The following is a 23,723-nucleotide window of genomic DNA, read 5'->3' as shown; positions in this document are numbered from 1 at the left end:
TGCAGCAATGCTCACCCGGTGCGTGCGGCCGCGACAACCGCCGAATGTGGCGGATTCCGGGTGCTCCACCCGCCGTCCGCGCGGGTCGCTCCAGCGGGAACGGCGAAGCCCCGGCAGCCATTGCCGGGGCTTCGTATCCCTTGGGGTGAGTAACGGGACTTGAACCCGCGGCCCCCTGGACCACAACCAGGTGCTCTACCAGCTGAGCTATACCCACCATGTGCCCGTCTCCGGGCGAGGTAGAGAATGCTACCCGCAAATGCGGATGAGTGCGAACTCGTTTCGGCTCACCCGGCCGCGAGCCGACCCGCCGCGGGCGCGGGCCCGAGCATCACCACCGCGGCCGCGTGACAGTCGGTATGGGTGAGGCTGACCGCGACCACCACCAGCCCGGCCCGGTGCAGCCGCATCGCCAGGATGCCGTGCACCGCCAGCCCGGGCACCCCGTCGGTCAGCACCACCTCGACATCGCGTGGGGGAGTGGCGCCACCGGGCTCGCCGAGCGCCTTCACCAGGGCTTCCTTGGCGGCGAACCGGGCGGCCAGCCGGCGCGGGTCACCGTGGCTGTCGGCGCGTTCGCGTTCGGTGTAGATCCGACGCTGGTACGCCTCCGGGTGCGCGGCCAGCGCCTCGGTGACCTCGGCGATCTCGACCACATCGATCCCGACCCGGGTCGCACCCGCGGGCACCGCTGGCTCACTCATCGACACCTCCGGGACCGAGGGTGATCGGGACCGGCCCGGCCAGATCCACCGAGCGCACCCAACCCTCCCTGTCAGTCGACCCGACCCGGCGGACCGGCACCCGATATGCGAGACCACCGGGCAGCTCGAACCAGTCGTCGGCGACCTCGTGACCCGGCAGCCGCACCGCGACCGCCCGCAGCGCCCGCGCACTGGTGATGGTCAACGTCTCCGCCTCGGGATCCAGCACCGCCTGCACGGTGTCGACCGGTTGCGGCGCGGCGGCCGGTGCGATCACCAGCGCATCCCGGGCCAGGCAGCGGCCGGTGTCGTCGAGCAACCGCACCTCGACCGCGTCGGCGACCGGGGACCCGAAGCGATAGGCGTAGCCCAGATCGCTGAAGTGGCCGCTGATCTCGTCGTCATGGACACGCACCGCACCGTGCGCCGGCAACCGGACCGGCAGGGTGCCGCTGACGGTGACATTGCCGAAGGCGTCGCTCGCCCGCAGTTCGATCACCGCGGTCAATTCGGCCGGGGTGTCGTTGTAGGCATCCACCCGGATCCCGGCCAGGCCGGCATCGCCGGCCAGGATCGTCACCGGCGCCCAGCACCGCCGCAGGGCGGAGAGCACCGCCTTGGGCCGGCCGCGATGATCCAGCACCCCCCAACCGGATCCGTCGCGCAGGTCGAACGCCGAGAGCACCAGGGCCCCGGCACACGGATCGTCGACCCGCCGCCAGTGGCGGAAACACTGTTCCATCGCCACCACGGTCGCCGCCCGGCCCAAGTCCAGATAGCGCGCCGGATCGCGGCGCCGTTCGACCTGCGGGTCGGTGCCGAAGACCTCGGCCAGGTAGTGATCGCGCACCTGCTCGAAGTCCCAGTCCGCCCCCCGATCGGCCGGAATCCCTGCCAGCCAAGGCTCGTCCCGATCGCGGACCGCCGCCAACCCGGCGCTGATCTCCTCGGGCGGGTTGGCGAAGGCCAGGCATTCGGTGGCGAAACGGACGCCGGCCGCATCGACCGCGGTCAACGGTTGGCGATAGCCACCGACCCCGAACCAGTGCGCCACCCCGTCATCGGGACGCAGCGCCGATCCGCTCGACCCGCCGGTGGGGCTGGCGGCGACATGGCAGAACTGGGCGCCCACCGGTGCGCACCATTCGTCGAGTGCGGCCGGTAGCCGGTCGGTGAGCAACGGTTGCTGCCGGCGTTCCCGCGGCAACCCCATCAACTCGGGTTGCTGTTCGGTCTCACTGCCGCCGCAGATCACTGCCAGGGCGGGATTTCCGGCGTACGCGCCGAGCAGGTGCCGCAACTCCTCGACGACCACCGCGTCGAGTTCGGTGGGCAGGTCGAAGGTCGCCAGCATGCAGTCGTGCCAGACCAGTACGCCGCGTTCGGCGCATCGCTGCATCAGCTCCGCGGAGGCGGGCACGGTGCCCCCGGCGAAACGGACCATGGTGGCCCCGGCATCGGCCAGCGTGTCGATCACCGCGGCACCGCCCGGGGCCGGGCCGGTGAGCACCGCACCGCGGCAGAACACCGGGATTCCGTTCACCGAAAGGGAGAACCCGCCCGCCGAGCGGTCGACCTCGATGCTCCGGAAGCCGATGCTGCGGCGCACCAGCTCCTCCTCGCCCCGGGTGATCGTCAGCGTGTAACAGGCAGGTTCGCCATATCCCGCCGGCCACCACAGATGCGGCCGATCGATCTCGATGCAACCCTCCAGCCGCTCACCCGCGGTCACCGTCTGCTGCCAGGTCCCGTCGGGTCCGGAGACCGTGATGGTGTGCTCGCCCGGCCGGAGTGTGGTCGCCTGCACGGTCACCACCCCGACCGAACCACGGAGCCGCGTGCCGACGCGCACGTCACCCAGCGCCGCGGGTGTCCCGAACCGCATCCCCCGGGCTCCCACGGCCGGTGCCGGTGCGGGATAGGCTGCTACCCGCCCGACCAGGCTGACCCGGGCCCACCGCAGACCCTGCGTACCGGTCAGTGCCGACCGCCACCGCCCCCGCGGCCGGCGGGTGCCGAGCCATCCAGCCAGCGAGCGGCAGACGATCGCCACCTCACAGTCGGCTCCGGGGAGCTCCACCTGCAGCGGGAGGAAATCCGACACCGACCGGGCGACCGACCGGCCGTCGACGAAAACCTCGGCAGGGAAGGAGATCTGCTCGATCGTCAGCGAATCGGCCGAGGTCCGGGTGCGCCACCAGTACTCCGCCTGCTCGGTCGCATCACCCTCCGGCGGCAGCAGCGAACCGGGGCAGCCGACCTCGGTGGCCGATGACCAGTCGACCTCGGCCGGGGTGGCCACCGGTTCGTCGGTGACCACCGCCTGCCAACCCGATGCCCCCTCACCACCTGCCCCGACCGCGGTCACCCGAGGGCCCAGGCGTCGCGCAACTGGGCCAGCGCGGTCCGCCAGAGCCGGTCCATCGCCAGCAGCGGTTCATCGATGGAGACCGAGCGGCCACGAGCCGCCCTCGCCACCGAGAACTGCAGGCTCTTCGCCTGCTGCGCCAGCTCGCGCAGCAGCTCCGGTGCCGGCACCGGGGCCAGCTGACCACTCGCGATCAGGGTGTCGGCCACGTCCGCCGCCAACTCGGCCCCCGCGCCGCACTGGCGCAGGGTGACGAAGGACCAGCGGTGGAAGTGGTCCATCCCACGGTCGGCCAGCCGGGGCAGCTCGCGGCGGATCCCCGCACCCAGTGCGGCCACCGCATCGGGTTGCGCGACCGCGAGTTGCCGGGCAGCCAGCTCCGCGAGCGCCCGCTGCCGATCCGCCGCCTCCGGTACCGGATCGCGGCGCCGGATGAACTCCATGTAGGGCGGCAGGGCGAATGCGTCCGGGCCGAAGATCCCCTCGAAGTCCTCCCCGTCCAGTCGGTGCAGCCCCGCGTTGTGCAGGTAGGAGAGCTCCCGCCGCTCGGCGTCCACATCGACCGGGACGATGGTGGTCTTCACATGGGCGGTGCGATAGTCGGTCGCCGCGGTATCGGGCAGCCACCAACTGTCCACCTCGATGGTGAGCAGCTCGCCGGAATCGAGCGCGATCTGCACATGCTCGAGCACACTCCGCCAGACGGTCAGCTCCGCCACTTCCAGGCCATAGAGGGTGCGGAGCTCCTCGGCGGAGGGCTTGAGGAAGGTCCACTGATCGCCGTCGAAACCCGCCGACCAACTCGGCACCAGTGCCGGCACCGGGTCGTGACCGAGCGCGTGCAGCACCTCGATCCACAGATCGGTGTAGCAGTTGGTCTCGGTCCAGATCCGGTCCGGCTCGTGCAGCCGACTGGGCCGATGATCGGCGGGATCCGCGGCGACCGTCAGGGTCGCTGCGGCCGGCATCAGACGCGGACCAGGCTCCCCAGCACCGTCGAGATGGAGTCGATGCTGGAGAAGGTGGACTTGGTCAGGTCCTCATCGCGGAACTCGACGTCGAACTCGTCCTCGAGGGCCAACATGACGTTGACCGAGGCGTGCGAGGTCAACCCCGCCTGATAGAGATCCGCCGCCGTGCCGATGCTGGACGCGTCGGCCGCCAACCGGCCGTGCGCGGCTAGTACTTCTCGAATTGTCGTTTCCATGATCCCCCCAAAAAACGTGCCCGATCCCCGTGTGGGCATGAATCCACCATTCCCCGGTGTGAATTCCGTTGGTCAATCTACCCCGTAACCACGGGTGGCATGCCCGGAAAGTTCCGACGAGTTCCCCCCAGAAAATTGGGGCACTTCCGCGTCTGCTGAAATGCGGTCGGTGGGGTAGCCTGTCGAGGTCTGTGGGTGAGCTTGGGACGGCCACCTGATCGACTCGGGGAGAATCATCATGTCAACACTGGTTGATGACGCGCGCATTCAGCGCGTCACCAAGATCGCCGCGGAGTACGCCGCAGAGGTGGACGCCGCGGCCCGACCGCCGCACGAGGCGGTGGCCGCGCTGAAGGAGGAACGGCTCCTCTCCTGCTGCCTGCCCGCCGAGCTGGGCGGTGAGGGGATCGGGGTCACCGAACTCGCGCGGATCGCGCGTCTGCTGGGGGCGAGTTGCAGTGCCACCGGAATGATCTTCGCGATGCACCACAGCCAGGCGCTCGGGCTGGTCCGCTACGCCGAACTGGACGCGGTCGCCGAGATCGGGCGCCGGGCCGCCGACACCGAGGCGCTGATCGCCTCCGCCACCACCGAGATCGGCACCGGTGGCGACGTCAGCTCGTCGGTGTGTGCGGTCGAGGCCGACGGCGATCGGGTGCAGGTCACCAAGAACGCCCCGGTGGTCTCCTACGCCGAGATCGCCGATTACATCTTCACCACCACCCGGCGTGGCCCGCAGAGCCCGGCCGGTGACCAGGTCCTGGTGGCCGCACCGGTCGGCGACATCGAGATGACCCGGACCAGCACCTGGGACACGATCGGGCTGCGGGGCACCGCCAGCCCCGGTTACCTGCTGGCGATCGACACCGCCGCGGGCAACGTGTTCCCGGTGGACTACGCCACCATCTCCGCCTCCACCATGCTGCCCGGGTCGCACACCCTGTGGTCGGCGGTCTGGCTGGGGATCGCCGACGCTGCCGTCGGGAAGGCCCGGGCGAAGGCCCGGTCGGCGTACGACCCGGACAAGCCCTCACCGGCCGCGCTCCGCTTCGCCGATCTGCTGCAGCGCCAGCAGCGCTTCGAGGCGATCCTGGAGCAAGGGCTCGGCCAGTTCGAGCAGCTGCTGCGGACCCGCTCCGAACCGACCGCCTCGTTCAGCCTGGCGATGAACAACATCAAGATGGAGGCGGCGGTGCACGTCGCCGACATCGTCATGGCGGCCCTGGCGATCGTCGGGATCAACGGCTACCGGCGCAACCATGCCGCGAGCATGGACCGCCTGCTGCGCGACTCCTTCGGCCCGCAGCTGATGATCTCCAACGAACGGATCCGGCAGAACAACGCCGATCTCGCACTGATGACGAGGGGAACCCGTTGAGCGAGAATGCGCTGGCCTCGGCCCAGGCGTCCTTCCGCGATGAGCTGGTGCGGGCCGGCCTGCTGCTGCCGACCGGGAGCGAGGGCGTCCACGGCCTCGGCGAGCGATTCGAGCAGGTGGTCCAGCAGGTGCAGTCCGCCATCGCCGACGCACTGGACCGGTTGCTCCCGGCGGATGCGCTGCGGCCAACCTTCCCGCCGCTCTATCCGCGCGCGGCGTACGAGCGCACCGACTACATCGCCTCCTTCCCGAATCTCACCGGTGCCGTCAATTCCTTCACCGGTGGGGATCGCGAGCATCGGGCGCTGCTGGCCGAGCGGGAGCACAGCCAGCACTGGGACGGTCACCTCACCCCGACCGACCTGATGCTGGTGCCCGCCGTCTGCCACCCGCTCTACGGCACCCTGCCCACCGAACTGCCGGCCGCCGGGGTGACCGCCGAGCTGACCGGGTGGTGCTTCCGGCACGAGCCCTCGGTCGACCCGGCCCGGCTGCAGACCTTCCGGATGCACGAGATCGTCCGGGTCGGCAGCCCCGAGCAGACCGCCGAGCATCTGCGCCAGTGGCAGGAGGCGATGCTCGAGGTGCTCACCGGCCTCGGGCTCGAGGTCGACGCGGTCGCCGCCAACGACCCCTTCTTCGGCCGGGCGGGCAGGGTGCTGGCCACCAACCAGCGCGCCGAGCAGCTCAAGACCGAGTTCGTGGTGCGGCTCTACGGCGACCTCGACCAGGGCACCGCGATCGCCTCGGCCAACAACCACCAGACCCACTTCGGGGACACCTTCGGGCTGCGGCTCGCCGACGGCAGCCCGGCCAGCAGCGCCTGCGTGGGGTTCGGCCTGGAACGGATCGCGCTCGCGGTGCTGCGCCGATCCGGTACGCCCACCGGCGCGCTGCAGCAGGCCGGCGCGCGGGCCGGGGAGTGATCCGGTGCTCCGTGTGCAGATGAGCGGCGCGGACTGGTTCGACACCCGCGCCGGCGGTCTGAACCGCTATTTCACCGACCTCTGGCTGGCGCTGCGGGCGCGGCCCCGGGTGAGCGTCAAGGCGGTGGCCTTCGGCGCACCGGACGCCGCGGGCGGGCACTCCTGGCCCGGCCAGGACGCACCCTTCCCGGCGCGGGTGCTGAGCAGCGCCCTGACCCACCGGGTCCCGCGCGGCACCGTGCTGGACCGGCACTTCGCGCCCTACGGCCCGCTGCCCGCACCGGCCGTCCGCCGGCCCCGTGGGCCCGTGGTCACCCACTTCCACGGGCCGTGGGCGGGGGAGAGCGCCGCCGCCGGCGAACGGGCCGCGGCCGTCGCCCTCAAGCGGCGGATCGAGCTGGTCCGCTACCGCGGCAGCGACGCGTACGTGGTGCTCAGCCGATACTTCGCCCGGCTGCTGGCCACCGACTACCGGATCCCGGCCGACCGGATCCGGGTGATCCCACCGGGGGTCGACCTGGACCGGTTCGCCGTCCCGCAGGAGCCGGCCGGCCCGCCGACCGTGCTCTGCGTCCGCCGGCTGGAGCGCCGGATGGGCATCGACACCCTGCTGACCGCCTGGCCGGCGGTCGCCGCGGCCCTGCCCGAGGCGCGGTTGATCGTGGTCGGCACCGGCACCGAGGAGGCGGCGCTGCGTGCGCAGGCCACCGGGCTGAGCGGGGTCACCTTCACCGGGCGGGTCACCGATGACGAGATCGCCGAGCTCTACCGGCGGGCCACCGTCAGCGTGGTACCGACGCGGTCCCTGGAGGGATTCGGGTTGGTCTGTCTCGAGTCGCTGGCCAGCGGCCGGGCGCCGGTGGTCACCGACGCCGGCGGACTGGCCGATTCGGTGATCGGGCTCGACCCCTCCCTGGTGGTGCCGCGCGAGCACCCCGAGGCGCTGGCCGAGCGGCTGGTCGCCGCCCTGCGCGGCCGCCGCCCGGATGCCCGCGCCTGCCGCGCGCACGCCGAGACGTTCACCTGGGCGGCCAGCGCCGCCGCCCACGAGGCGCTCTACCGGGAGCTGATCGGGTGAGCGATCCGATCCGCCTGCTCTGCATCCTGCACACCGCCCAGCCCTCCGGCGCCGAACTGAGCGCCATCCGGCTGCTGGCGGCGCTGCGGCGTACCGGTGTGGACGCCCGCGCGCTCACCCTGGCCGACGGCCCGGTCGTCGAGCTGCTCACCCAGCGCGGGATCCCGGTCACGGTACGCCCGGTGAACACCCGGGCGACCAGGATCGGGGGCGGCCCGCGGGCGCTGGCCCGCGGGGTCCGGCAACTGATCACCGCCGGCTGGCGGATCGGTGGCGAACTGGCCGGTGAGCAGACCGACGCCCGGCCGCAGGTGCTGATGGCCGAATCGACCAAGGCGCTGCTGCTCGGCGCCCTGATCACCGCCCGCTGCCGGATCCCGCTGGTGTGGCGGGTCCACGACCGGGTCAGCGCGGACTACTTCGGCCTCCCGGTCAGTGTGGCGGTACGCCTGTTCGGGGCACTGGTCGCCGACGGCTTCCTGGCCAACTCGCGCAGCACCGCGCAGACCCTGTGGACGCTCGGCAAACCGCTCGCGGTCTGCAGCCCGGGGGTGGAGGCCGGCTCCGCGCACCGGGAGCAGGCCGAACCGGACGCGGTGGTGCTCGGGATGGCCGGGCGGATCACCGAATGGAAGGGCCAGGACGTGCTGCTCGACGCCCTGGCCGGGATGCGGAACCGGCCCCGGGTGCGGTTCTTCGGCGCCGCCCTGTTCGGCGAGGACGCCTACCGCGACCGGCTGCTGGCCCAGGTCGACCGCCTCGGCCTGGCCGATCGGGTCACCTTCACCGGGCACGTCGACGACCCGCTGACCGCCCTCAGCGGATGCGACATCGCCGTGCACTGCTCCCGGCAGGCCGAACCCTTCGGCCAGGTCATCGTCGAGGCGATGTCGGTCGGCGCAGTACCGGTCGCGACCGCGCCCGGTGGGCCCTCGGAGATCATCACCGGCTGGCGGGACGGGGTGCTGCTCGACCCGGAGGATCCGCCGCAGCTGGGGCGTACCCTCGACCGGTTGATCGAGGACCGGCCGTTGCGGACCCGGCTGGCCGACGCGGCCCGCCGCCGGGCCGGGGACTTCTCCGTCGACGCCAGCGCCCGGATCGCCCGCACCCTGCTGCAGCAGGTCATCGGGGGCCGCCGGTGAGCACCGCGACCCCCACCGGATCGGGGACCCGCCGGCGGACGATCCGCGACATCGCCCTGGTCGCCTTCGGCAAGTACGGCCAGTATCTGGTCACGCTGATCACCCTGCCGCTGACCGCCCGGATCCTCGGCCCCTCCGGCCTCGGACTGCTCGCGGTCGGGATGTCGTCGTTCTTCATCGGCTCGCTGCTCGGGGATCTGGGGATCACCACCTACGTCGCCGCCCGGGTGCACGACCCGGGTCTCGACCGGTTGCGTGGGGCGTACCTGAAACTCCGCGCGCTGATCCTGCTCGGCGCCCTGGCACTGGTGCTGATCACCGTGGCGCTGCAGGCGCCGCAGCAGACGCTGATGATCACCCTCGGCCTGTTCGGCGGGGCGCTCAGCTCCCTCGGCGATGACTGGGTGCTGGTCGGCCACGGCCGGTTCGGGCTGATCTTCCTGTTCAACGGCATCGGCCGGGTCGCCTACCTCGGCCTGCTGGTCGCCCTGCTGCCCCGGTTCCCGGACCCGATCGTCGCCCTGCTCTGCCTGATCGCATCCACCCTGGTCCCGGTCGGGCTCAGCTGGTGGCGCACGATCGGCTCCTACGGCCCACCGCGGCGCGCCGAACCCGGTCAGCTGCGCGGCCTGTGCCGGCTCGCCGGGCCGGTGCTCTCGGCACGGATGCTGGAGAACAGTTACGAACAGGGGGTTGCCACCGTCTTCTCCCATTCGGTCCCCAGTCACGCACTGGGCATCTTCTCCAGCTCCGACCGGGTCATCCAGGCGGTCTCCTCCAGCCTCGATGCGATCGGGTACGCCCTGCTGCCGCGGCTGGCCAGGCGGGGCAGTCGGGACATGTGGTCGGCGGTGAAGTCCTCGCTGCTCGGGGTCAGCGTGCTCTCGGTCGGCGCAGCGGTGGTGCTGGCGGCGACCGCGCAGTGGACGGTGCCGCTGATCTTCGGCGACCGGTTCGCCGAGTCGATCCCGCTGATGCGCCTGCAGGCCTTCATCCTGCCCGGTACCGCGATCGCCAGCTTCATCACCACCGCGGTGCTGCCGGTGCTCTCCGACAGCCGCGCCGCCCTCAAGGGCTCGATCATCGGCACCGTGATCATCCTGATCACCCTGGCGATCACCACCTGGTGGACCGGGTCGGTCTGGACGATCGTCTGGGGTGTGCTGATCGCCGAGACGACGGTCGCGGTCTGGCACCTGGTACGCCTGCCGCGGGTCCGTCGCCGGCACCAGGAGGAGGCGAGCGGATGAGGGTCCTGGTCCTCGGGGACGACTGGTACGGCAGCAACGTCACCTCACTCGCGGACGGCTTCGCCCGCGCCGGGCACGAGGTCGCGCTGGTCGACTCCACCCCGGTCAGCGCGCCGGCGCGGCTCTCGGTGCCGTGGCTCTACAAACGGGTCCGGGGGGTCCGTGCGCCCTGGCAGGTGGACCGGGTGCACACCGAGCTGGAGCAGGCCGTCACTGCATTCCGCCCGGAGCTGCTGCTGGCGTTCAAGAGCATCCACCTGGACCAGGACCGGCTGCTGGGGCTGCCGGTACCGATCAAGGTGCACTACAGCCCCGACGACGTCGCCAACCCCGAGAACATCACCCCGGCCTACCTCGACCAGGAGCACCGCTGGGACTGCGTGGTCACCACCAAGGTGCACAACGTCGCCGAACTGCGCGAGCGCGGTGCCCGCGATGTGCTCTACGTGCACAGCGCCTACGACCCGGCCTGGCACCATCCGCGGGCCCCGCGCGGTGGGCGGCGCTATCTCGCCGGGTTCATCGGCGCCCGCCGCCCCGACCGGCGGCGACTCATCAACGATCTCGCCACCGAGTTCGGTGAGCAGTTCTATCTCGCCGGACCCGGCTGGCGGCGGGCGCCGGAGCTGCAGCGGTCGGCGGCCACCGTCACCGGCGGCCGGTTCGGCGGCGAGCTGTCCCGGGCGATCGCCGCGGTGACCGCGAATCTGGTGCTGCTGAACTCCGACAACCGCGACACCCACACCTGCCGCACCTTCGAGGTCCCGGCCGCGGGCGGGCTGTTCGTCGGGCAGCGCACCGACCAGCACCGCGAGCTGCTCACCGAGGGCCGCGAGGCGCTGCTCTTCGACGACGAGACCGAACTGCGCGACCACCTGCACCGCTGCCGCCGCGACCCCGAGGGCGTACGCCGGATCGCGGCGGCCGGTCACCAGCGGATCGTCACCGGCGGGCACAGCTACCGGCACCGGGCCGAGGAGATCGTCGCCCATGTCGGTTGATCCTGCGATCGAACTGGCCCCCGGCCTCGGCGTCCTGCTGGTGGCCGCCGGGCTGCTGGTGCTGGCCGTGGCCGGGCTGCGGGCCCGCGGTCTGCTCCGGATCCTGCTGGTCGGGCAGGCGGTCTACTGGGCGATCGGCTATCTGGGCCGGGCGATCGTGCTGCTGACGGTGCAGCCGCGGCCCGCCTTCGCCGACAATCTCGCCGACCCGCGGCTCTACCAGGTCGGCTACGACCGCGGGGTGGCGGCCGTGCTCACCCTGATCGTCCCCGGCATCTGGTGCTATGCCCTGCTCGCGCTGATCCTGGTCGAGGTGCTGCGCGCCCGCCGGTGGTCGCACCCGGACGGGGTGACCCGACGGGCCGCGGACAGCGGGGCACCGGCCTGGTTGCCGGTCTTCTGGGTGGTGTACGCGATCGGGATGCTCGCCCGGGCCGCCACCATGGCCACCGGAACGGTGAGTTCGGCCGGGGAGGTCGAATCGGCCAATCCCTATCTGGCGACCATCGCGTCGCTGGCCGGGATCGCCGCCATCGCGCTGGTGTTCCACACCCGTGGCCGTCCGCTGCAGGTGCTGCTCGTGCTCGGCGTCCTCGGCGCCGGGGAGCTCGGCTGGGGGATGGTGACCCAGTCCAAGACCCCCGCGATCGGGATCGCGCTGGCGCTGGCGCTGCGGATCGGCCGGGTCGGGCTGGACCGGCGCCGGGCCCTGGCCCTGGTCGGTACCGGTGCGGTGGTGATCGCCGCCTTCGGCTGGTTGCAGTCGTTCAAGACCGCCGGCGCCGCGACCGATGCCACCTTCCAGTTGAACTATCCGGCCCCGCTGCGACCGTTCCTGCCGCTGTTGACCCGCTTCGATCTGTTCCAGGCGGCCACCGACGTGTACGCCGCAGTGGGCCCGCCCTGGTACACCCCGGGGCAGGCCGCCGGTGCGGCACTGCTGGCGTTCATCCCGGCCCAGCTGGGGGTGACCAAGGTGACCTCCGGGACGGTCTGGGCCGAGCTGGTCCGGGGGTCCTCGGTGGACATGCGCGAGGTCAGCGTGTCGCTGGCCGAGGGGCACCTCAGCGAGGGTCTGCTGCTCGCCGGACTGCCCGGGGTGCTGGTGGAATCGCTGATCCTGCTCGCGGTGCTGCTGCTGGTGGTCCGCGGGCTGGAGTCGAAACACATCTTCCTGGCGGCGTGGGCGCTGACCATGGTGCAGACTCCGGCGCTGTTCGAACGAGGCGTGCTCGGCATCGCCGAGACCGCAGGAAAAGGGCTCCAGGGGGCGCTGGCCATCTGGTTGCTGACGATCATGTTGAAATGGCTCCGTTGGGGCCCCGCCGGGGCCCCGACCACCGACCGGCCATCACGGGTCCCAGCGGATCCGGTGCGGTTGCGGGTGGAGCCGACGGGGGAAAGGTCATGATGCGACGTTTGATCCGGGCCGCCGTGCTGGCTGGGCTCGTCGGGCTGGTGCTCGGGGTGATCGCGGGGGCCGTCCTCGCCTTCGCGACGCCGACGGTCTACCAGTCCGAATCCCAGGTGTTCGTCTCGGTGCGGTCGGGGACCAGCGCCGCCGAGCGGAGCCAGGCCGCCAAGGATCTGGTGGCCACCTACACCGAACTGGCCGGCAGCGATGCGGTGCTCGTCCCGGCGGCCGGTGACGTGGGCCTGCCGGTGTCGGAGGTGCGGAACGGTTTCACCGCCACCACCGCACCGGGCACCGCGCTGATCAGCCTGCGGACCGAGGTGACCGATCCGGTTCGGGCGCGGGAGCTGAATGCGGCGGTGGTACGCCAGCTGCAGTCGTTGTTCAACTCCCTGGAGAACCCGCCGGGTACGCCGGCCGAGGCGGCCCTGGTCCAGGTCACCCCACCCGCGGACGGGGTCGCCACGGGTGGCCGGGCCCGCACCATCGCGCTGCTCGGGGCCGCCGGCCTGCTGCTCGGGGTGGGCGTGGCCTATCTGCGCTGGCGCCGCGATCCGAGGGTCCACCCGCGGCCCGATCCGGAATCCGGCAGCACCGATGAGGTGCTCGCGCTCTCCGGCAGCGCCTCCTCGGCGATGCTGCGGCGGGTGGCCTCCGCGCTGGACACCGCGACGGTGGTGGTGACCCACGGCTCGGGCAGCAGCCCCTTCGCCCGGCAGCTGGCGGACTGGTTCAGCGACAACGGGACACCGGTCACCTTCATCGATCTCAACGACCGTGACGAATCCGCCGATCCCCGGCCGGCCCGGGCGCGGGTGCGCGAGGGGGGCCGGGTGGTCATCGACGCCCCCGATCTCACCGCGCCCGGTGAGGTGGCCGCGGTGGCCCGGGAGGCCGATGTCGTCGCCGTGGTCGATGTGGACGCCTTCTCGACCCGAGACCTGACCGAGCGACTCGCCCCGATCCGGAACGCCGCCGCCAACCTGATCGTGCTGGCCCGGACCCCGTCGGGAGGTCTGGACCGGTGACCACCGACGTGCCGACCACCGACGTGCCGACCACCGAACTGCCGACCTATCTCGGTGACCCGCCGTTGTTCGCGGCCCTGCACCTGCCCGCGGACCGGCAGGTCCGCGGCGGGGTGCTGCTCTGCGGTTCGATCGCCAAGGAGGCCGCCGACACCACCCGCGGGCTGCGCCTGCTGGCCGATCGGCTCGCCCGCCGCGGGATCGCGGTGCTCCGCTTCGACTATGCCGGCACCCAGGACTCCAGCGGCGCCCCGGGCAGCCCCACCGCGCTCAGCGAATGGCTCGACAGCATCCGCACCGGGTACGCCTGGCTGCGTCGGCTCGGGGTCGGTGAGCTCGGCCTGATCGGGGTCCGGGTGGGCGCCCTGCTCGCCAGCCAGCTCACCGACGAACTGCCCGACCTGGCCGCCACCGTCTGGTTCGATCCGGTCGGGTCGGGGCGCCGGCACCTGCGCGCCCAGGGGGCGCTGTTCGCGATGGCGATGGGCGCCACCCCGGCACCGGAACCGGGTGCCACGCACCTGCTCGGGCTCGAGCTGCACCCGGACGCCGCGGCCGGGTTCGCCGAGCTGAGCCTCGGCGTACCGGCCGCTCCGCTGCTGGTGGTCCGCCGCGACGAGAAGGGCGACCGGCGCGCCCGGGAGGTCGGCGAGCAGGCCGAGGCGGTGATCCTCGACGGCTCCGACGAGCTCCGCAATTTCGCCAACCCGCGCAGCTTCCTGGTCGAGATCCCCGAGCGGCTGATCGACCGGGTGGTGGACTGGCTGGCGCCGCGCTTCGGTGCCGAACGGCGGTCGGTCACCCCGGTGCCGAAGACCACTGCCACGGTCACCGGACCCGGCGGAATCCCTGTGCAGGAACGGATCGAGAGCATCGGGACGGACCGGATGTTCGCCATCCGGAGCCTGCCGCTGCGCAGCGATCCGACGCGGGCGGTGTTGTTCTTCGCGACCGCCGACGACACCCATCACGGGCCGGCGGGGGAGTGGGTCTGGGCGAGCCGCCGGATCGCCGCCGCCGGTGGCCAGGCGCTGCGGTTCGATCGCGTCGGCACCGGGGAGAGCGGCCCGGTCGAGGCCGGTGAACTGACCCCGCTCTACAGCGATGCGGCGCGGGCCCAGGCGCTCGCCGCCGCCAGGCATCTGGAGGTCGCCGGCCGGGACCTGCTCAGCGTCGGCGTCTGCTCCGGCTCCTGGTACGCCGCCTCGGTCGCCCGGGACCTGCGGCTGGGCAAGGTCGTGCTGGTCAACGCGGTGGCCTGGTCCTGGGTCCGGAAGCGCTCGGTCTACGGGTCGGTGCGACCCGAGGATCTCGGCGTACCGCGGAACACCCCTACCTGGCAGCGTTCCCCGCGCGGACGGATCAAGGCGCTGCTGCAGCGGCATCTGCCGTATCCGCTGTGGCGGTTGCTCGGTCAACGCGGCATCACCCAGGTGCCGGAGGTACTGCTCCGTCCGCTGGCGCGTGCCGAGGTGGACACCGTCGCCCTGCTGATCGACGCCGATCGCGACTGGTTCCGCAGTCAACGGGGCCCTGAGGGGATGACCCGGTTGCGCCGCCGGTACGGTTCGAGGGTGCCACAGATCAAGGAACTTCCCGGAGACCACTCCGCCTTCCATCCCGCCGCCCGGGCGCCGATCAGCGCGGAGCTGGTGGCCTGGGTGCGCGCGGCTGCCCGACCGGCCGACCTCGACCCGACCAGGGCGGCGGACGCGTCGTGAACGAGCCGAGCCGGCCCGATCGGGTTGATCGGCGCTGGGTGCTCGGCGGTGCGGCGGGGGCCGCGCTGGTCGGTCTGGCCGCCTGCAGCCGGACCCCGGTGCCACCCCAGCTTCCGGAGGTGATGCCGGGCGGTCCGCGGATCGATGTGCGCACCGTCGGCGCGGTCGGTGACGGGCAGGCCGACGACACCAAAGCCTTCGCCACCGCCCTCGAGCAGGCGGGTGAGGAGCGGGCGGTCTACATCCCGACCGGCACCTACCGGCTCACCGGGCTGCCCGACATCACCCGCTACACCACGATCCTCGGGGACGGCCCGGACAAGTCGCTGCTGATCCATCAGGGCGACGGGCCGTTGTTCAACCTGGCGGGCACCAATCGCGCCTCGTTCCGCTCCTTCGGGGTGCACCTGGTGCACCCGTCGGGGATGGGCATGCGGCTGCGGGGTGCGTTCATGTGCGGTTTCGACGACGTCATCCTGCGGGGCGACCACCAGGGCGCCAACTTTCCGCAGTACGCCGGCCAGGTCGGGGTGGAGCTGATCGAGAACTCCGGGGCGAACACCTTCACCAACTGCTTCTTCACCAACCTCGGGGTCGGCCTGCGGACCGCCTGCATCCAGAACTACGTCGCCGGCTGCCGGTTCCTGACCAACCGGGTCGGGGTGCTCGGGGTGCGCAACGGCGCCAACGCCGGGCTGTCGATCGTGGACAGCGAGTTCACCTCCGACACCCATCCGGAGACCACCGATGCGCACCTGCTGGTCGAGGGGATCGCCAACGTCTGGTGGCTGACGAATCTGTGGTTCGAGGGTTGTGACACCGCCGTGCGGGTCGGCGACGCCAACGGCGGCCCGGCCCAGTTCGGGCTGGTCAACTGCAAGCTGGCCGCGCGTCGGGTGGTGCTCGACCTGCGGCGCTGCGGCCAGGCGTACCTGGCCAGTGTCGCCCTGGACCCCGACGCCGGCAGCAGCCCGGCCCCGCTCGCCATCGACCCGCGCGGTTGTCCCACCGGGACGGCGGAGGAACTCATCGTCGACCAGCGGCGGCCGGTGGAGGCCGCGGCCTTCCCACCGGGGTGGACGGTGCAGGGCGGCGGGCAGCGATCCGGTGGGGAGTTCCTGGGCCCGCTGCAGCTGCGGGGCCGGCCCGGGCAGCCGTTGGCCGACCATCGCGACGCCGCCGGTACGCGGGTGGGTGGCGTGCTGGCCGATGGCAGCCTGATCTCCGACAGCCCCACCGCGGGTGTCGTGCTCCGCGGGGCCAACGGGCGCTACTACCGACTCGTCGTCAACGCCGAGGGTCAGCTGGCCCCGCTCGACCTGGGCACCGACCGGCCGAGCTGAATCCGGCCGGTCGTGGTGCTCCGGGTTCGGCTTTCCCTGTCTCAGTTGAGATTGCGGCCGATCCAGTCCAACAGGTCCGTCTCGAAACGGGCGCGGGAGAACTGGCGGGCCCGGTCCCGGCAGTCGGCCGGCCGGCAGGCGGCGCTCGCCCGGACCGCCCGGTGCAGCTCCTCCGGATCGTCCCAGTCGCGCACCTGGGCACCGGTCACCCCGGGCAGCACCGTCTCCAGCGCACCGCCGACCGAACCGACGATCACCGGCGTACCGACCGCCATCGCCTCGACCGGCATGATGCCGAAGTCCTCGACGGCGGGGAAGACGAAACTCTGTGCTCGTTGGAAAAGCGCCCGCAGCAGCGGTGTCGACACCCGGCCGACGAAGTGCGCCCGGATCTGCCGGTCCGCGGCCAGCCGGCGCAACCGGGGGAGCTCGGGGCCCTCGCCGGCGATCACCACCGGCAGTCCGCTGGCCGACCCGGTGGCCAGCGCCAGATCGAGGCGCTTGTAGGGAATCAGTCGGGAGGCGCCGAGCAGGAAGTCCTCCGGCAGTTCCGCCAGCACGGCCTGTTCGGCCGGGGTGAGCCGGCTGCTCCAGTCCTCGACCGCCTGGATCTCGGCCACCTCCACCGGTGGATGGATCACCGTGCTGTCGCGGCCCCAGTGTCGGCGGATCCGTTCGGCGACATAGGCACTGTTCGCCGCCAGCGCCCGGGCCTCCTGGGCGCGGCGCCGGTCGAGGTGGCGCAGCGGCGCGGCCGCCAGGCGTACCAACCGCCCCTGACCGCGGTGGTCCAGGGAGGGCTCCCACAGATAGCGGGCGGGGGAATGCACGTAGACGAGCTTGGCGAACCCCGGGCCGGTGCCGCGGAACCGGCAGTGGTGGGCGAACGAGTGGGAGCTGACCAGCGCCCACCGATAGTCGTCGTTCGGCATCACCCGCCAGGCCGCGGCCAGCGCCGTCAGTGCCAGCGCCTTACGGCCCCGCAGCGGCGTACGCGCCACCGCCGTCTCGACGACCCGCCGGGCCGGGAACCGGTCCGGGGCGTTCATCCAGGAGCACGCGAGATCGGTGCCCGGGAAGAGATCCGCGATCACCTCCAGCACGTTCTCCGATCCACCGGTGACCTCGACCCAGTCGTGCACCAGCACCCCGTGCGGGAGCACCGGGTCCGTGGCAGCGGCCATCAGTGGGCGGACTCGCCGGGCAGTGCCACGGCCCGGAAGGTGCGCAGCAGGATGACCAGATCGGCCAGCAGCGACCAGTTCCGGACATAGAACAGATCCAGGCGCAGGGCGTCCTCCCAGCTCAGTGTCGACCGGCCGCTGACCTGCCACAGCCCGGTCATCCCGGGTTGGACGATCAGCCGACGCAGCGCCTGATCCTCATAGAGCGCGACCTCGGCGGCGACCTGGGGGCGTGGCCCGACCAGACTCATCTCCCCGCGCAACACGTTGAACAGCTGCGGGAACTCATCCAGGGAGTATTTGCGCAGCACCCGCCCGACCCGGGTGATCCGGGGGTCGTCGCGCAGCTTGAACAACGGGGTCGTCTCGTCACCCCGGGCGGCGAGCAGCGCCGCGAGCTCGGCGTCCGCGCCCTGCCGCATGGTGCGGAACTTGGTCATCTTGAACGGGGTGCCGTTGAAGCCGATCCGTTCCTGGTGATAGAGCACCGGCCCGCGACTGGTGAGCTTGACCAGCAGCGCGATGACCAGCATCGGCACCGAGAGCAGGGTCAACAGCATCAGCGATCCGACGATGTCGAAGGCCCGCTTGAGCATCGCCTGGCGGCCGTGCAAGCGCGGGGTCTCGATGTGGATCAGCGGCAACCCGGCGACCGGTGTCATGTGCAGCCGGTCACCGGCGACATCGGTCAGGCTCGGCGCCACCGCCAGATCGAGCCGGGCGTCGTCGAGCAGCCAGCTCAGCCGTTGGATCTGCTCATGGGTCAGATCATCCGAACCGGTGACGATGACGGTGTCGGCCGAGCGGCGTTCGGCGGCCTCGACCACCGAATCCAGGGCGGTCGTCATGGTCGGCCCGGTACCGGTCTGGACGGCGTCGTCCGGCGTCCAGCTGCCGACGATGCGGTAGCCGGCCTCCGGGCTGCGGCGCAGCTCGTCGGCGACCTTGGCGACCGTCGCCGGGTTGCCGGCGAGCAGCACCCGGTACTGATGGCTGCCGGCCGCGCGCTGGCGGCGCAACCAGGCCCGCCACGACAACCGGGTCGCCACCAGCAGCGTCGTCCCCACCGGCAGCGCCACCATCAGGTAGCCCCGGCCGATCCGGCTGCCGCTGATGGTGCACCAGATGGCGAAGGCGCCGAAGACGACCAGGGTGGTGATGATGATCTGCCGCAGCTCCAGCACGGTGCGTCCGGCGATCGTCCCCTGGCTGCGGGTCTCGAAGAACACCAGCCCGGCCATCCAGGCGATGCAGATCGCACTGGACATGATCAAGTGCTCGGTCAGGCTCGCCCCGAACGAACCGACCAACACGTCTCGCACCGCCTGCGCCCCGAAGGTACTGCTGATGACGACGACGAGATCTCCGACAAGAAGACCTCGGCGGTAACGGAATAACCAACTCTTTGGTTGTAATTCACGGCAGGCAAAAGCCAGCTCCTGTGTGACCACTCGGGCACACACCCCCATACACTAAAGCAGGCAAAAGCCCGCAATCCCCGTAAGTGCTACCGGCAAAGTTATGTCGCCGCCCGATTCGCTGTCCAGCCAAATCTCGGCCCTGGCTGCCCTTTCTTCCGTGGGCATTCCCCCCGCGCATGCAGAGGCGTACGCAGAGACCGACCGGTAGGGTGTGCTGTCGTGAATGAGACCTTGGTGTGGATCGACTGTGAGATGACCGGGCTGGACCTGACCGGTGACGCCCTGATCGAGGTGGCTGCGCTGGTCACCGATCCGCAGTTGAACGTGCTCGGTCCGGGTGTCGATGTGCTGATCAAGCCGCCGGCCGAAGCGCTCGAGCGGATGGGTGATTTCGTCCGCCAGATGCACACCGGGTCCGGGCTGCTCGACGAGCTCGCCGCCGGCCTGACGATGGCCGAGGCCGAGGAGCAGGTGCTCGACTATGTCCGCAGCCATGTGCCGGATGCGCGCAAGGCGCCGCTGGCGGGCAACACCATCGGCACCGACCGGGCGTTCCTGGCGCGGGACATGCCGACCCTGGAGCACCATGTGCACTACCGCAATGTCGACGTCTCCAGCCTGAAGGAGCTCGCCCGGCGCTGGTATCCGCGGATCTACTTCAACACCCCGGCCAAGTCGGGCAACCATCGCGCGCTGGCCGACATCCAGGAGTCGATCGAGGAGCTGCGCTACTACCGCGAGGCGCTGTTCGTGCCCGAGCCCGGTCCCAGCACCGAGTCGCTGAAGAAGATCGCCGAGAAGTATCAGGGGTCGCTGACCGGCGCCCGCCCGGACCGACCGGACAGCTCCCCGGAACCGGCTTCCTGATCGCCGCCGCGCCCCGGCACCCGGTCACGGGTTCGGTTGCAGCGGCTCCAGCTCCTGACGGCCGCGGGGCAGCCAGCGGACGAACCAGGCCGCACCGGCCCAGCAGGTGACGGCGGTGGCGAACGCGGCCGCCCACAGCGGCGCGACCGCCACCACCGCCGAGATCAGGAACGGGCCGACGGTGTTCCCGGCATCGGACAGCAACCGCCAGGCGGCCAGGAACTGGGGCCGGCCGACCCGCGGGGAGGCGTCCGAACCGAGCGTCATCACGATGCCGGCGGAGAACCCGTTGCCGACCCCGAGCAGCACCGCGACCAACCCGATCGTCCACGGGCCATCGGTCAGCGGCAGCAGCGCGAAACCGAGACCCAGCACGATCAACGTCGGCGCGGTCGACCAGAAACGGCCGAAGCGGTCCATGATCAACCCCGACGGATAGAACATCGCCATATCGGTGAAGGCGGCGATGGCGAAGATCAGACTGGTCGCCTGCGGGCTGAGCCCGGCGGCCTGGGCCCACAGCGGCAGCAGGCTGAGCCGGCCGGCCCGGCCCAGCATGATCACCATCGCCCCGGTACCGAGGGTGGCCAGCACCTTGCGGTGCTCGCGGATCACCGGAAGCAACCGGGCCGGGGTACGCGGGATGGCCGCGCCGCCGCTCGGCTGCACATCCGGCAGGGCCAGGGTGAACGCGGCCGCCGCCAGCGTCATCACCGCCGCTGCGGCGTACGCGGCGGAGAGGCCGAAGCGGCCGACGACCGCGGCCGCGATCAGTGGCCCGATGAAGAACCCGACGCGGAGCATCCCGCCGAGGGTGGACAGGGCGCGGGCGCGCTGGCGCAGCGGTACCACCTCGGTGAGGTACGCCTGCCGCGCCAGCCCGAAGACCGCGCCGGCCAGGCCGATCACGAACACCGCGGCGGCCAGCACCGCGAGCTGGGTGGCCCGCCAGGCGACCAGCTGGGCGGCGGCCTCGACCAGGGCGGCACCGATCAGTGCCTTCTTCTCCCCGAGCTTCGCCGCGATGGACCCGGCCGGCAGATCGCCGACCAGCTGCCCGAAGCCGTGCAACCCGACGACGAGAGCGGCCATCCCGACACTGGCGCCCATCTCCCGTGCCGAGAGTGCGACCAGCGGGAGCACCGCGCCGTATCCGATCGATACCAGCAGGGTGGGGGCGTACGCCGCGATCGCCACCTTGCGCCACTGGATCGACTCCGTCACCGGGCCACGCTATCGGCTCCCCAACGAACCCCTGGGGCCGATCTCACGGTGCCGGGCGCGAGGAGTGTGCATGATCCCGGACGAGTTCACCTGGCGGAGGGGAATCCGGGGGAGCGGCGTTCGCGGAAGGCGCGGACACCCTCGGCGTAGTCGGTGGCCGGCCAGCTCCGCTCGGCCCCGCCGGCGGTGTAGTGCTTGGCGGCGGCGATGCTGATCTGGGAGCGGGTGGTCAGCAACCTGGCCACCGCCATCGTCCGGTCGATGACGTCCTCACCCTCGGCGACGACCTCGCTGACCAGCCCGACGCGCAGTGCCCACGAGGCATCCATCAGCTCACCGAGGAACAGCAACCGGCGGGCCTCACCGACCCCGATCAGCTCCACCAGCCGTCTGGTCGGTTGGCTGGGGTAGACGATCCCGAGCCGGCTCGGGGTGACCCCGAACCGGGCGCCCGGGTCGGCGTACCGCAGATCCGCGGCGACCGCGATCTCGCACCCGCCGCCGACGCAGGTGCCGCGGATCGCTGCCAGCACCGGTTTCGGACAGGTCGCGATCGCCTGCTCGGCGGCCAGATGGACCGGATGGAACCGGTCGGGGTCGGTATCGGGCAGATCGTGGATGTCGAACCCGGAGCTGAAGTCGTCGCCGGCGCCGCGGATGACCAGGACCAGCACCCGCGGGTCGGCGCTCAGCTCGGTGACGATGCGTTCCAGCTCGATCCACATCCCGATCGTCAGCGCATTGAATCGGCCCGGGTTGGCGATGGTGATCACCGCGATCCCGTCGCTGACGGCGTGCTCGATCACGGGTGGTCCTCCATCGATCCCGGCGGGGCGCCCCGAGTAGGACTCGAACCTACGACCGTCAGATTAGAAGGCTGCTGCTCTATCCGCTGAGCTATCGGGGCCGGGCGAACAGTGTATCGGGCGGTCCGCTCGGGACAGGTCACGTCCGGGGGTGGCTACCCGTGCCCCCGCTACTCTGGCCGCATGCATCTCGCGGCCGCCAACGAGCCTGACGTCAGCGACCCGCGGCTCCGGGCGGCGCTGCGGCGCAACGACCTGCCGACCCCGGCCGGGCCGGGCAGCTCCTGGATCAAGCGTTTCCTGAAGAACCCGTTCACCTGGGCGACGGTGCTGCTGCTCGGCTTCGAACTGCTCTGCATCGTGTTGATGTGGCAGGAACTGGTGCCGGACAAGCGGGTGCCCGGCGGCACCATGATCGGGCTCGGCACCGAGACCGTCCAGCAGACGTTGCCCTATGCGCTGATCACCGTCATCCCGCTGAGCCTGCTCTTCCTGTGGGCCGACCGCTTCCGGCCGCAGCGCTTCTGGGTCTGGCTGGTCACCTTCGGCTGGGGTGCCTGCGTGGCGACCTACTTCTCGATGCAGCTCAACACGATGGCCTCCGAACACCTGTCGATCCTCGGCAACGGCGACCCGGCCACCGCACCGCGCGCCGCCACCTTCGTCGCACCATTCGTCGAGGAGGCGATGAAGGCGACGATCCTGTTCTTCCTGGCGATCGCGATGCGCTACCGCTGGGTGAGCATGCTGTCCGGGATCACCCTGGCGGGACTGTGCGGTGCGGGGTTCGCGTTCACCGAGAACATCCTCTACTACACCCGAGCGGTGCGGGCGGCGTACGCCTATGGCGTCGATGATCAGATGGTGCTGCAGGAGATCTTCGTCCGTCGCGGCATCTTCACCTTCTTCGGGCACCCCCTGTTCACCTCGATGACCGGCATCGGTCTGGCGTTCGCGATGCGGTCCAAGAGCAAGCTGGTACGCGTGCTGGCGCCGGTCACCGGATTCCTCGCCGCGGCCCTGCTGCACATGCTGTTCAACGGCACCGCCTCCGCCGGGTTGTCCGAGCAGGCGCTGCTGATCCCGCTGCTGCTGGTGGCCTATCCGCTGGTGATCACGCTGGCGATCTTCACCGTGCGCGACTTCCTGCGGCAGCGTGGGCTGATCGGGGCGCGGCTGACCGACTACGCCCGGATGGGTTGGCTGAACGAGTCGGATGCCGAGTTCGCGCCGAAACCGCTGACCCGGATCCGGGTGCTCTGGCAGTCCCTGTGGGCCGGCCGGATCATCAGCACCTGGCGGATGCAGCGGGCGCTGACCGAGCTCGCCTACCTGCGCGACTCGATGGCCCGCGGGCTCGTCGACGACGGCGGACTGATCCGCGAGAAGGAGCTGTTGTTCCGCATCCGCTCGCTGCGGGACCGGGCGCTGGTCGCCCCGCTGCCGCGCACCGTCTACCCCTGGCAGCGCCGACGTCGGAGCACCGCGGGCTGGTCCGCACCCAGTTATCCCGGGCCCGCCGGGCTGGGCGGCAACTACCCGGCCCCTGCTCCACTACCGGCCCACGACGTACCGCTAGGATCTCGGGCGACTCAGTACTCGGCGGTCGATCCGCGTTGGAAGCCCCCGCCGGGATAGCCGCAACGACGCCCGGACAG

20 protein-coding genes and 2 tRNA genes are annotated in these 23,723 nt (G+C 71.4%); 12 read left to right on the top strand and 10 right to left on the bottom strand.

Annotated features, from left to right (window positions below; genetic code table 11):
- Positions 1-141 precede the first annotated feature (141 nt).
- The 5 genes from C8D81_RS15460 to C8D81_RS15440 all read right to left on the bottom strand — a co-directional run bounded on the left by C8D81_RS15460 (position 142) and on the right by C8D81_RS15440 (position 4,279).
- Positions 142-217, bottom strand: a tRNA-His gene (locus C8D81_RS15460).
- Between the two features lie 70 nt (positions 218-287).
- Entirely contained in the window at positions 288-704 is a 417-nt protein-coding gene (locus tag C8D81_RS15455) for a holo-ACP synthase (RefSeq protein WP_094432195.1), read from the bottom strand.
- Positions 697-3,072 carry a glycoside hydrolase family 2 protein gene (locus C8D81_RS15450; RefSeq protein ID WP_133626377.1) on the bottom strand — a complete coding sequence of 792 codons (2,376 nt, stop codon included), beginning with the start codon at positions 3,070-3,072 and terminating at the stop codon, positions 697-699. Before C8D81_RS15450 ends, C8D81_RS15455 begins: the two co-directional genes overlap by 8 nt.
- The gene (locus tag C8D81_RS15445; protein WP_094432190.1) at positions 3,069-4,040 is read right to left on the bottom strand and encodes a DUF1839 family protein; all 972 of its coding nucleotides are present in this window, start codon (positions 4,038-4,040) and stop codon (positions 3,069-3,071) included. The genes C8D81_RS15450 and C8D81_RS15445 overlap by 4 nt, the downstream gene beginning before the upstream one ends.
- Positions 4,040-4,279, bottom strand: coding sequence for an acyl carrier protein (locus tag C8D81_RS15440; protein ID WP_208109328.1), 240 nt, complete (start codon positions 4,277-4,279; stop codon positions 4,040-4,042). The genes C8D81_RS15445 and C8D81_RS15440 overlap by 1 nt, the downstream gene beginning before the upstream one ends.
- Before the next feature lie 238 nt (positions 4,280-4,517).
- Between C8D81_RS15440 and C8D81_RS15435 the strand changes: the two genes are divergently transcribed.
- The 10 genes from C8D81_RS15435 to C8D81_RS15390 are packed head-to-tail and all read left to right on the top strand — an operon-like array spanning position 4,518 to position 16,563.
- Positions 4,518-5,657 (top strand): acyl-CoA dehydrogenase family protein, encoded by a 1,140-nt coding sequence (locus C8D81_RS15435; protein WP_094432188.1) that lies wholly within the window; start codon positions 4,518-4,520, stop codon positions 5,655-5,657.
- Positions 5,654-6,583 (top strand): class-II aminoacyl-tRNA synthetase family protein, encoded by a 930-nt coding sequence (locus tag C8D81_RS15430; RefSeq protein WP_094432186.1) that lies wholly within the window; start codon positions 5,654-5,656, stop codon positions 6,581-6,583. Before C8D81_RS15435 ends, C8D81_RS15430 begins: the two co-directional genes overlap by 4 nt.
- 4 nt (positions 6,584-6,587) lie before the next feature.
- Positions 6,588-7,661 carry a glycosyltransferase family 4 protein gene (locus tag C8D81_RS15425; protein WP_208109327.1) on the top strand — a complete coding sequence of 358 codons (1,074 nt, stop codon included), beginning with the start codon at positions 6,588-6,590 and terminating at the stop codon, positions 7,659-7,661.
- Complete coding sequence (locus C8D81_RS15420; RefSeq protein WP_094432184.1) at positions 7,658-8,806, top strand: glycosyltransferase; 1,149 nt, start codon at positions 7,658-7,660, stop codon at positions 8,804-8,806. The genes C8D81_RS15425 and C8D81_RS15420 overlap by 4 nt, the downstream gene beginning before the upstream one ends.
- Positions 8,803-10,056, top strand: coding sequence for a lipopolysaccharide biosynthesis protein (locus C8D81_RS15415; RefSeq protein WP_208109326.1), 1,254 nt, complete (start codon positions 8,803-8,805; stop codon positions 10,054-10,056). Before C8D81_RS15420 ends, C8D81_RS15415 begins: the two co-directional genes overlap by 4 nt.
- Positions 10,053-11,057, top strand: a complete 1,005-nt coding sequence (locus tag C8D81_RS15410) for a CgeB family protein (RefSeq protein WP_094432182.1) — start codon at positions 10,053-10,055, stop codon at positions 11,055-11,057. The genes C8D81_RS15415 and C8D81_RS15410 overlap by 4 nt, the downstream gene beginning before the upstream one ends.
- Entirely contained in the window at positions 11,047-12,468 is a 1,422-nt protein-coding gene (locus C8D81_RS15405) for a hypothetical protein (protein ID WP_094432180.1), read from the top strand. Before C8D81_RS15410 ends, C8D81_RS15405 begins: the two co-directional genes overlap by 11 nt.
- Positions 12,465-13,499 carry a YveK family protein gene (locus C8D81_RS15400; protein WP_133626376.1) on the top strand — a complete coding sequence of 345 codons (1,035 nt, stop codon included), beginning with the start codon at positions 12,465-12,467 and terminating at the stop codon, positions 13,497-13,499. The genes C8D81_RS15405 and C8D81_RS15400 overlap by 4 nt, the downstream gene beginning before the upstream one ends.
- On the top strand, positions 13,496-15,220 hold the full coding sequence (locus C8D81_RS15395) for an alpha/beta hydrolase family protein (protein WP_094432176.1): 1,725 nt from the start codon (positions 13,496-13,498) through the stop codon (positions 15,218-15,220). Before C8D81_RS15400 ends, C8D81_RS15395 begins: the two co-directional genes overlap by 4 nt.
- Positions 15,217-16,563, top strand: a complete 1,347-nt coding sequence (locus C8D81_RS15390) for a glycosyl hydrolase family 28-related protein (protein ID WP_094432175.1) — start codon at positions 15,217-15,219, stop codon at positions 16,561-16,563. The genes C8D81_RS15395 and C8D81_RS15390 overlap by 4 nt, the downstream gene beginning before the upstream one ends.
- 41 nt (positions 16,564-16,604) lie before the next feature.
- On the opposite strand, the gene C8D81_RS15385 is transcribed toward C8D81_RS15390, so the two are convergent.
- Positions 16,605-17,747 carry a glycosyltransferase gene (locus C8D81_RS15385; RefSeq protein ID WP_094432172.1) on the bottom strand — a complete coding sequence of 381 codons (1,143 nt, stop codon included), beginning with the start codon at positions 17,745-17,747 and terminating at the stop codon, positions 16,605-16,607.
- Complete coding sequence (locus C8D81_RS15380) at positions 17,747-19,216, bottom strand: sugar transferase (RefSeq protein WP_094432170.1); 1,470 nt, start codon at positions 19,214-19,216, stop codon at positions 17,747-17,749. Before C8D81_RS15380 ends, C8D81_RS15385 begins: the two co-directional genes overlap by 1 nt.
- Positions 19,217-19,387: 171 nt before the next feature.
- Here C8D81_RS15380 and orn point away from each other — a divergent pair, with 171 nt between their 5' ends.
- Positions 19,388-20,035: an oligoribonuclease gene (gene orn / locus C8D81_RS15375; protein WP_094355844.1), complete on the top strand. Its 648-nt coding sequence runs from the start codon at positions 19,388-19,390 to the stop codon at positions 20,033-20,035.
- Between the two features lie 24 nt (positions 20,036-20,059).
- Here the strand turns inward: orn and C8D81_RS15370 are convergent, their stop codons facing one another.
- From C8D81_RS15370 to C8D81_RS15360, 3 genes are all read right to left on the bottom strand, one after another.
- Positions 20,060-21,259 carry an MFS transporter gene (locus tag C8D81_RS15370; RefSeq protein WP_094432167.1) on the bottom strand — a complete coding sequence of 400 codons (1,200 nt, stop codon included), beginning with the start codon at positions 21,257-21,259 and terminating at the stop codon, positions 20,060-20,062.
- 86 nt (positions 21,260-21,345) lie between these two features.
- Entirely contained in the window at positions 21,346-22,065 is a 720-nt protein-coding gene (locus tag C8D81_RS15365; protein ID WP_229119646.1) for an enoyl-CoA hydratase/isomerase family protein, read from the bottom strand.
- A gap of 28 nt (positions 22,066-22,093) precedes the next feature.
- A tRNA-Arg gene (locus C8D81_RS15360) sits at positions 22,094-22,166 on the bottom strand.
- Between the two features lie 82 nt (positions 22,167-22,248).
- Here C8D81_RS15360 and C8D81_RS15355 point away from each other — a divergent pair.
- Positions 22,249-23,703 (top strand): PrsW family intramembrane metalloprotease, encoded by a 1,455-nt coding sequence (locus tag C8D81_RS15355; protein ID WP_094432163.1) that lies wholly within the window; start codon positions 22,249-22,251, stop codon positions 23,701-23,703.
- The last annotated feature ends 20 nt before the right edge of the window (positions 23,704-23,723 follow it).

Source organism: Enemella evansiae (genome assembly GCF_004362375.1).
Classification (GTDB): domain Bacteria; phylum Actinomycetota; class Actinomycetes; order Propionibacteriales; family Propionibacteriaceae; genus Enemella; species Enemella evansiae.
Note: the sequence above shows the minus strand (reverse complement) of the source record. Positions and strands in the feature narration are given on the sequence as shown.

Bases quoted from the DNA above. Each gene is read 5' to 3' on its own strand.
- C8D81_RS15455 (WP_094432195.1), bottom strand. From the start codon at position 704: ATGAGTGAGCCAGCGGTGCCCGCGGGTGCGACCCGGGTCGGGATCGAT.
- C8D81_RS15445 (WP_094432190.1), bottom strand. From the start codon at position 4,040: ATGCCGGCCGCAGCGACCCTGACGGTCGCCGCGGATCCCGCCGATCAT.
- C8D81_RS15440 (WP_208109328.1), bottom strand. From the start codon at position 4,279: ATGGAAACGACAATTCGAGAAGTACTAGCCGCGCACGGCCGGTTGGCG.
- C8D81_RS15435 (WP_094432188.1), top strand. From the start codon at position 4,518: ATGTCAACACTGGTTGATGACGCGCGCATTCAGCGCGTCACCAAGATC.
- C8D81_RS15410 (WP_094432182.1), top strand. From the start codon at position 10,053: ATGAGGGTCCTGGTCCTCGGGGACGACTGGTACGGCAGCAACGTCACC.
- C8D81_RS15405 (WP_094432180.1), top strand. From the start codon at position 11,047: ATGTCGGTTGATCCTGCGATCGAACTGGCCCCCGGCCTCGGCGTCCTG.
- C8D81_RS15400 (WP_133626376.1), top strand. From the start codon at position 12,465: ATGATGCGACGTTTGATCCGGGCCGCCGTGCTGGCTGGGCTCGTCGGG.
- C8D81_RS15385 (WP_094432172.1), bottom strand. From the start codon at position 17,747: ATGGCCGCTGCCACGGACCCGGTGCTCCCGCACGGGGTGCTGGTGCAC.
- C8D81_RS15380 (WP_094432170.1), bottom strand. From the start codon at position 19,216: ATGGGGGTGTGTGCCCGAGTGGTCACACAGGAGCTGGCTTTTGCCTGC.
- C8D81_RS15355 (WP_094432163.1), top strand. From the start codon at position 22,249: ATGCATCTCGCGGCCGCCAACGAGCCTGACGTCAGCGACCCGCGGCTC.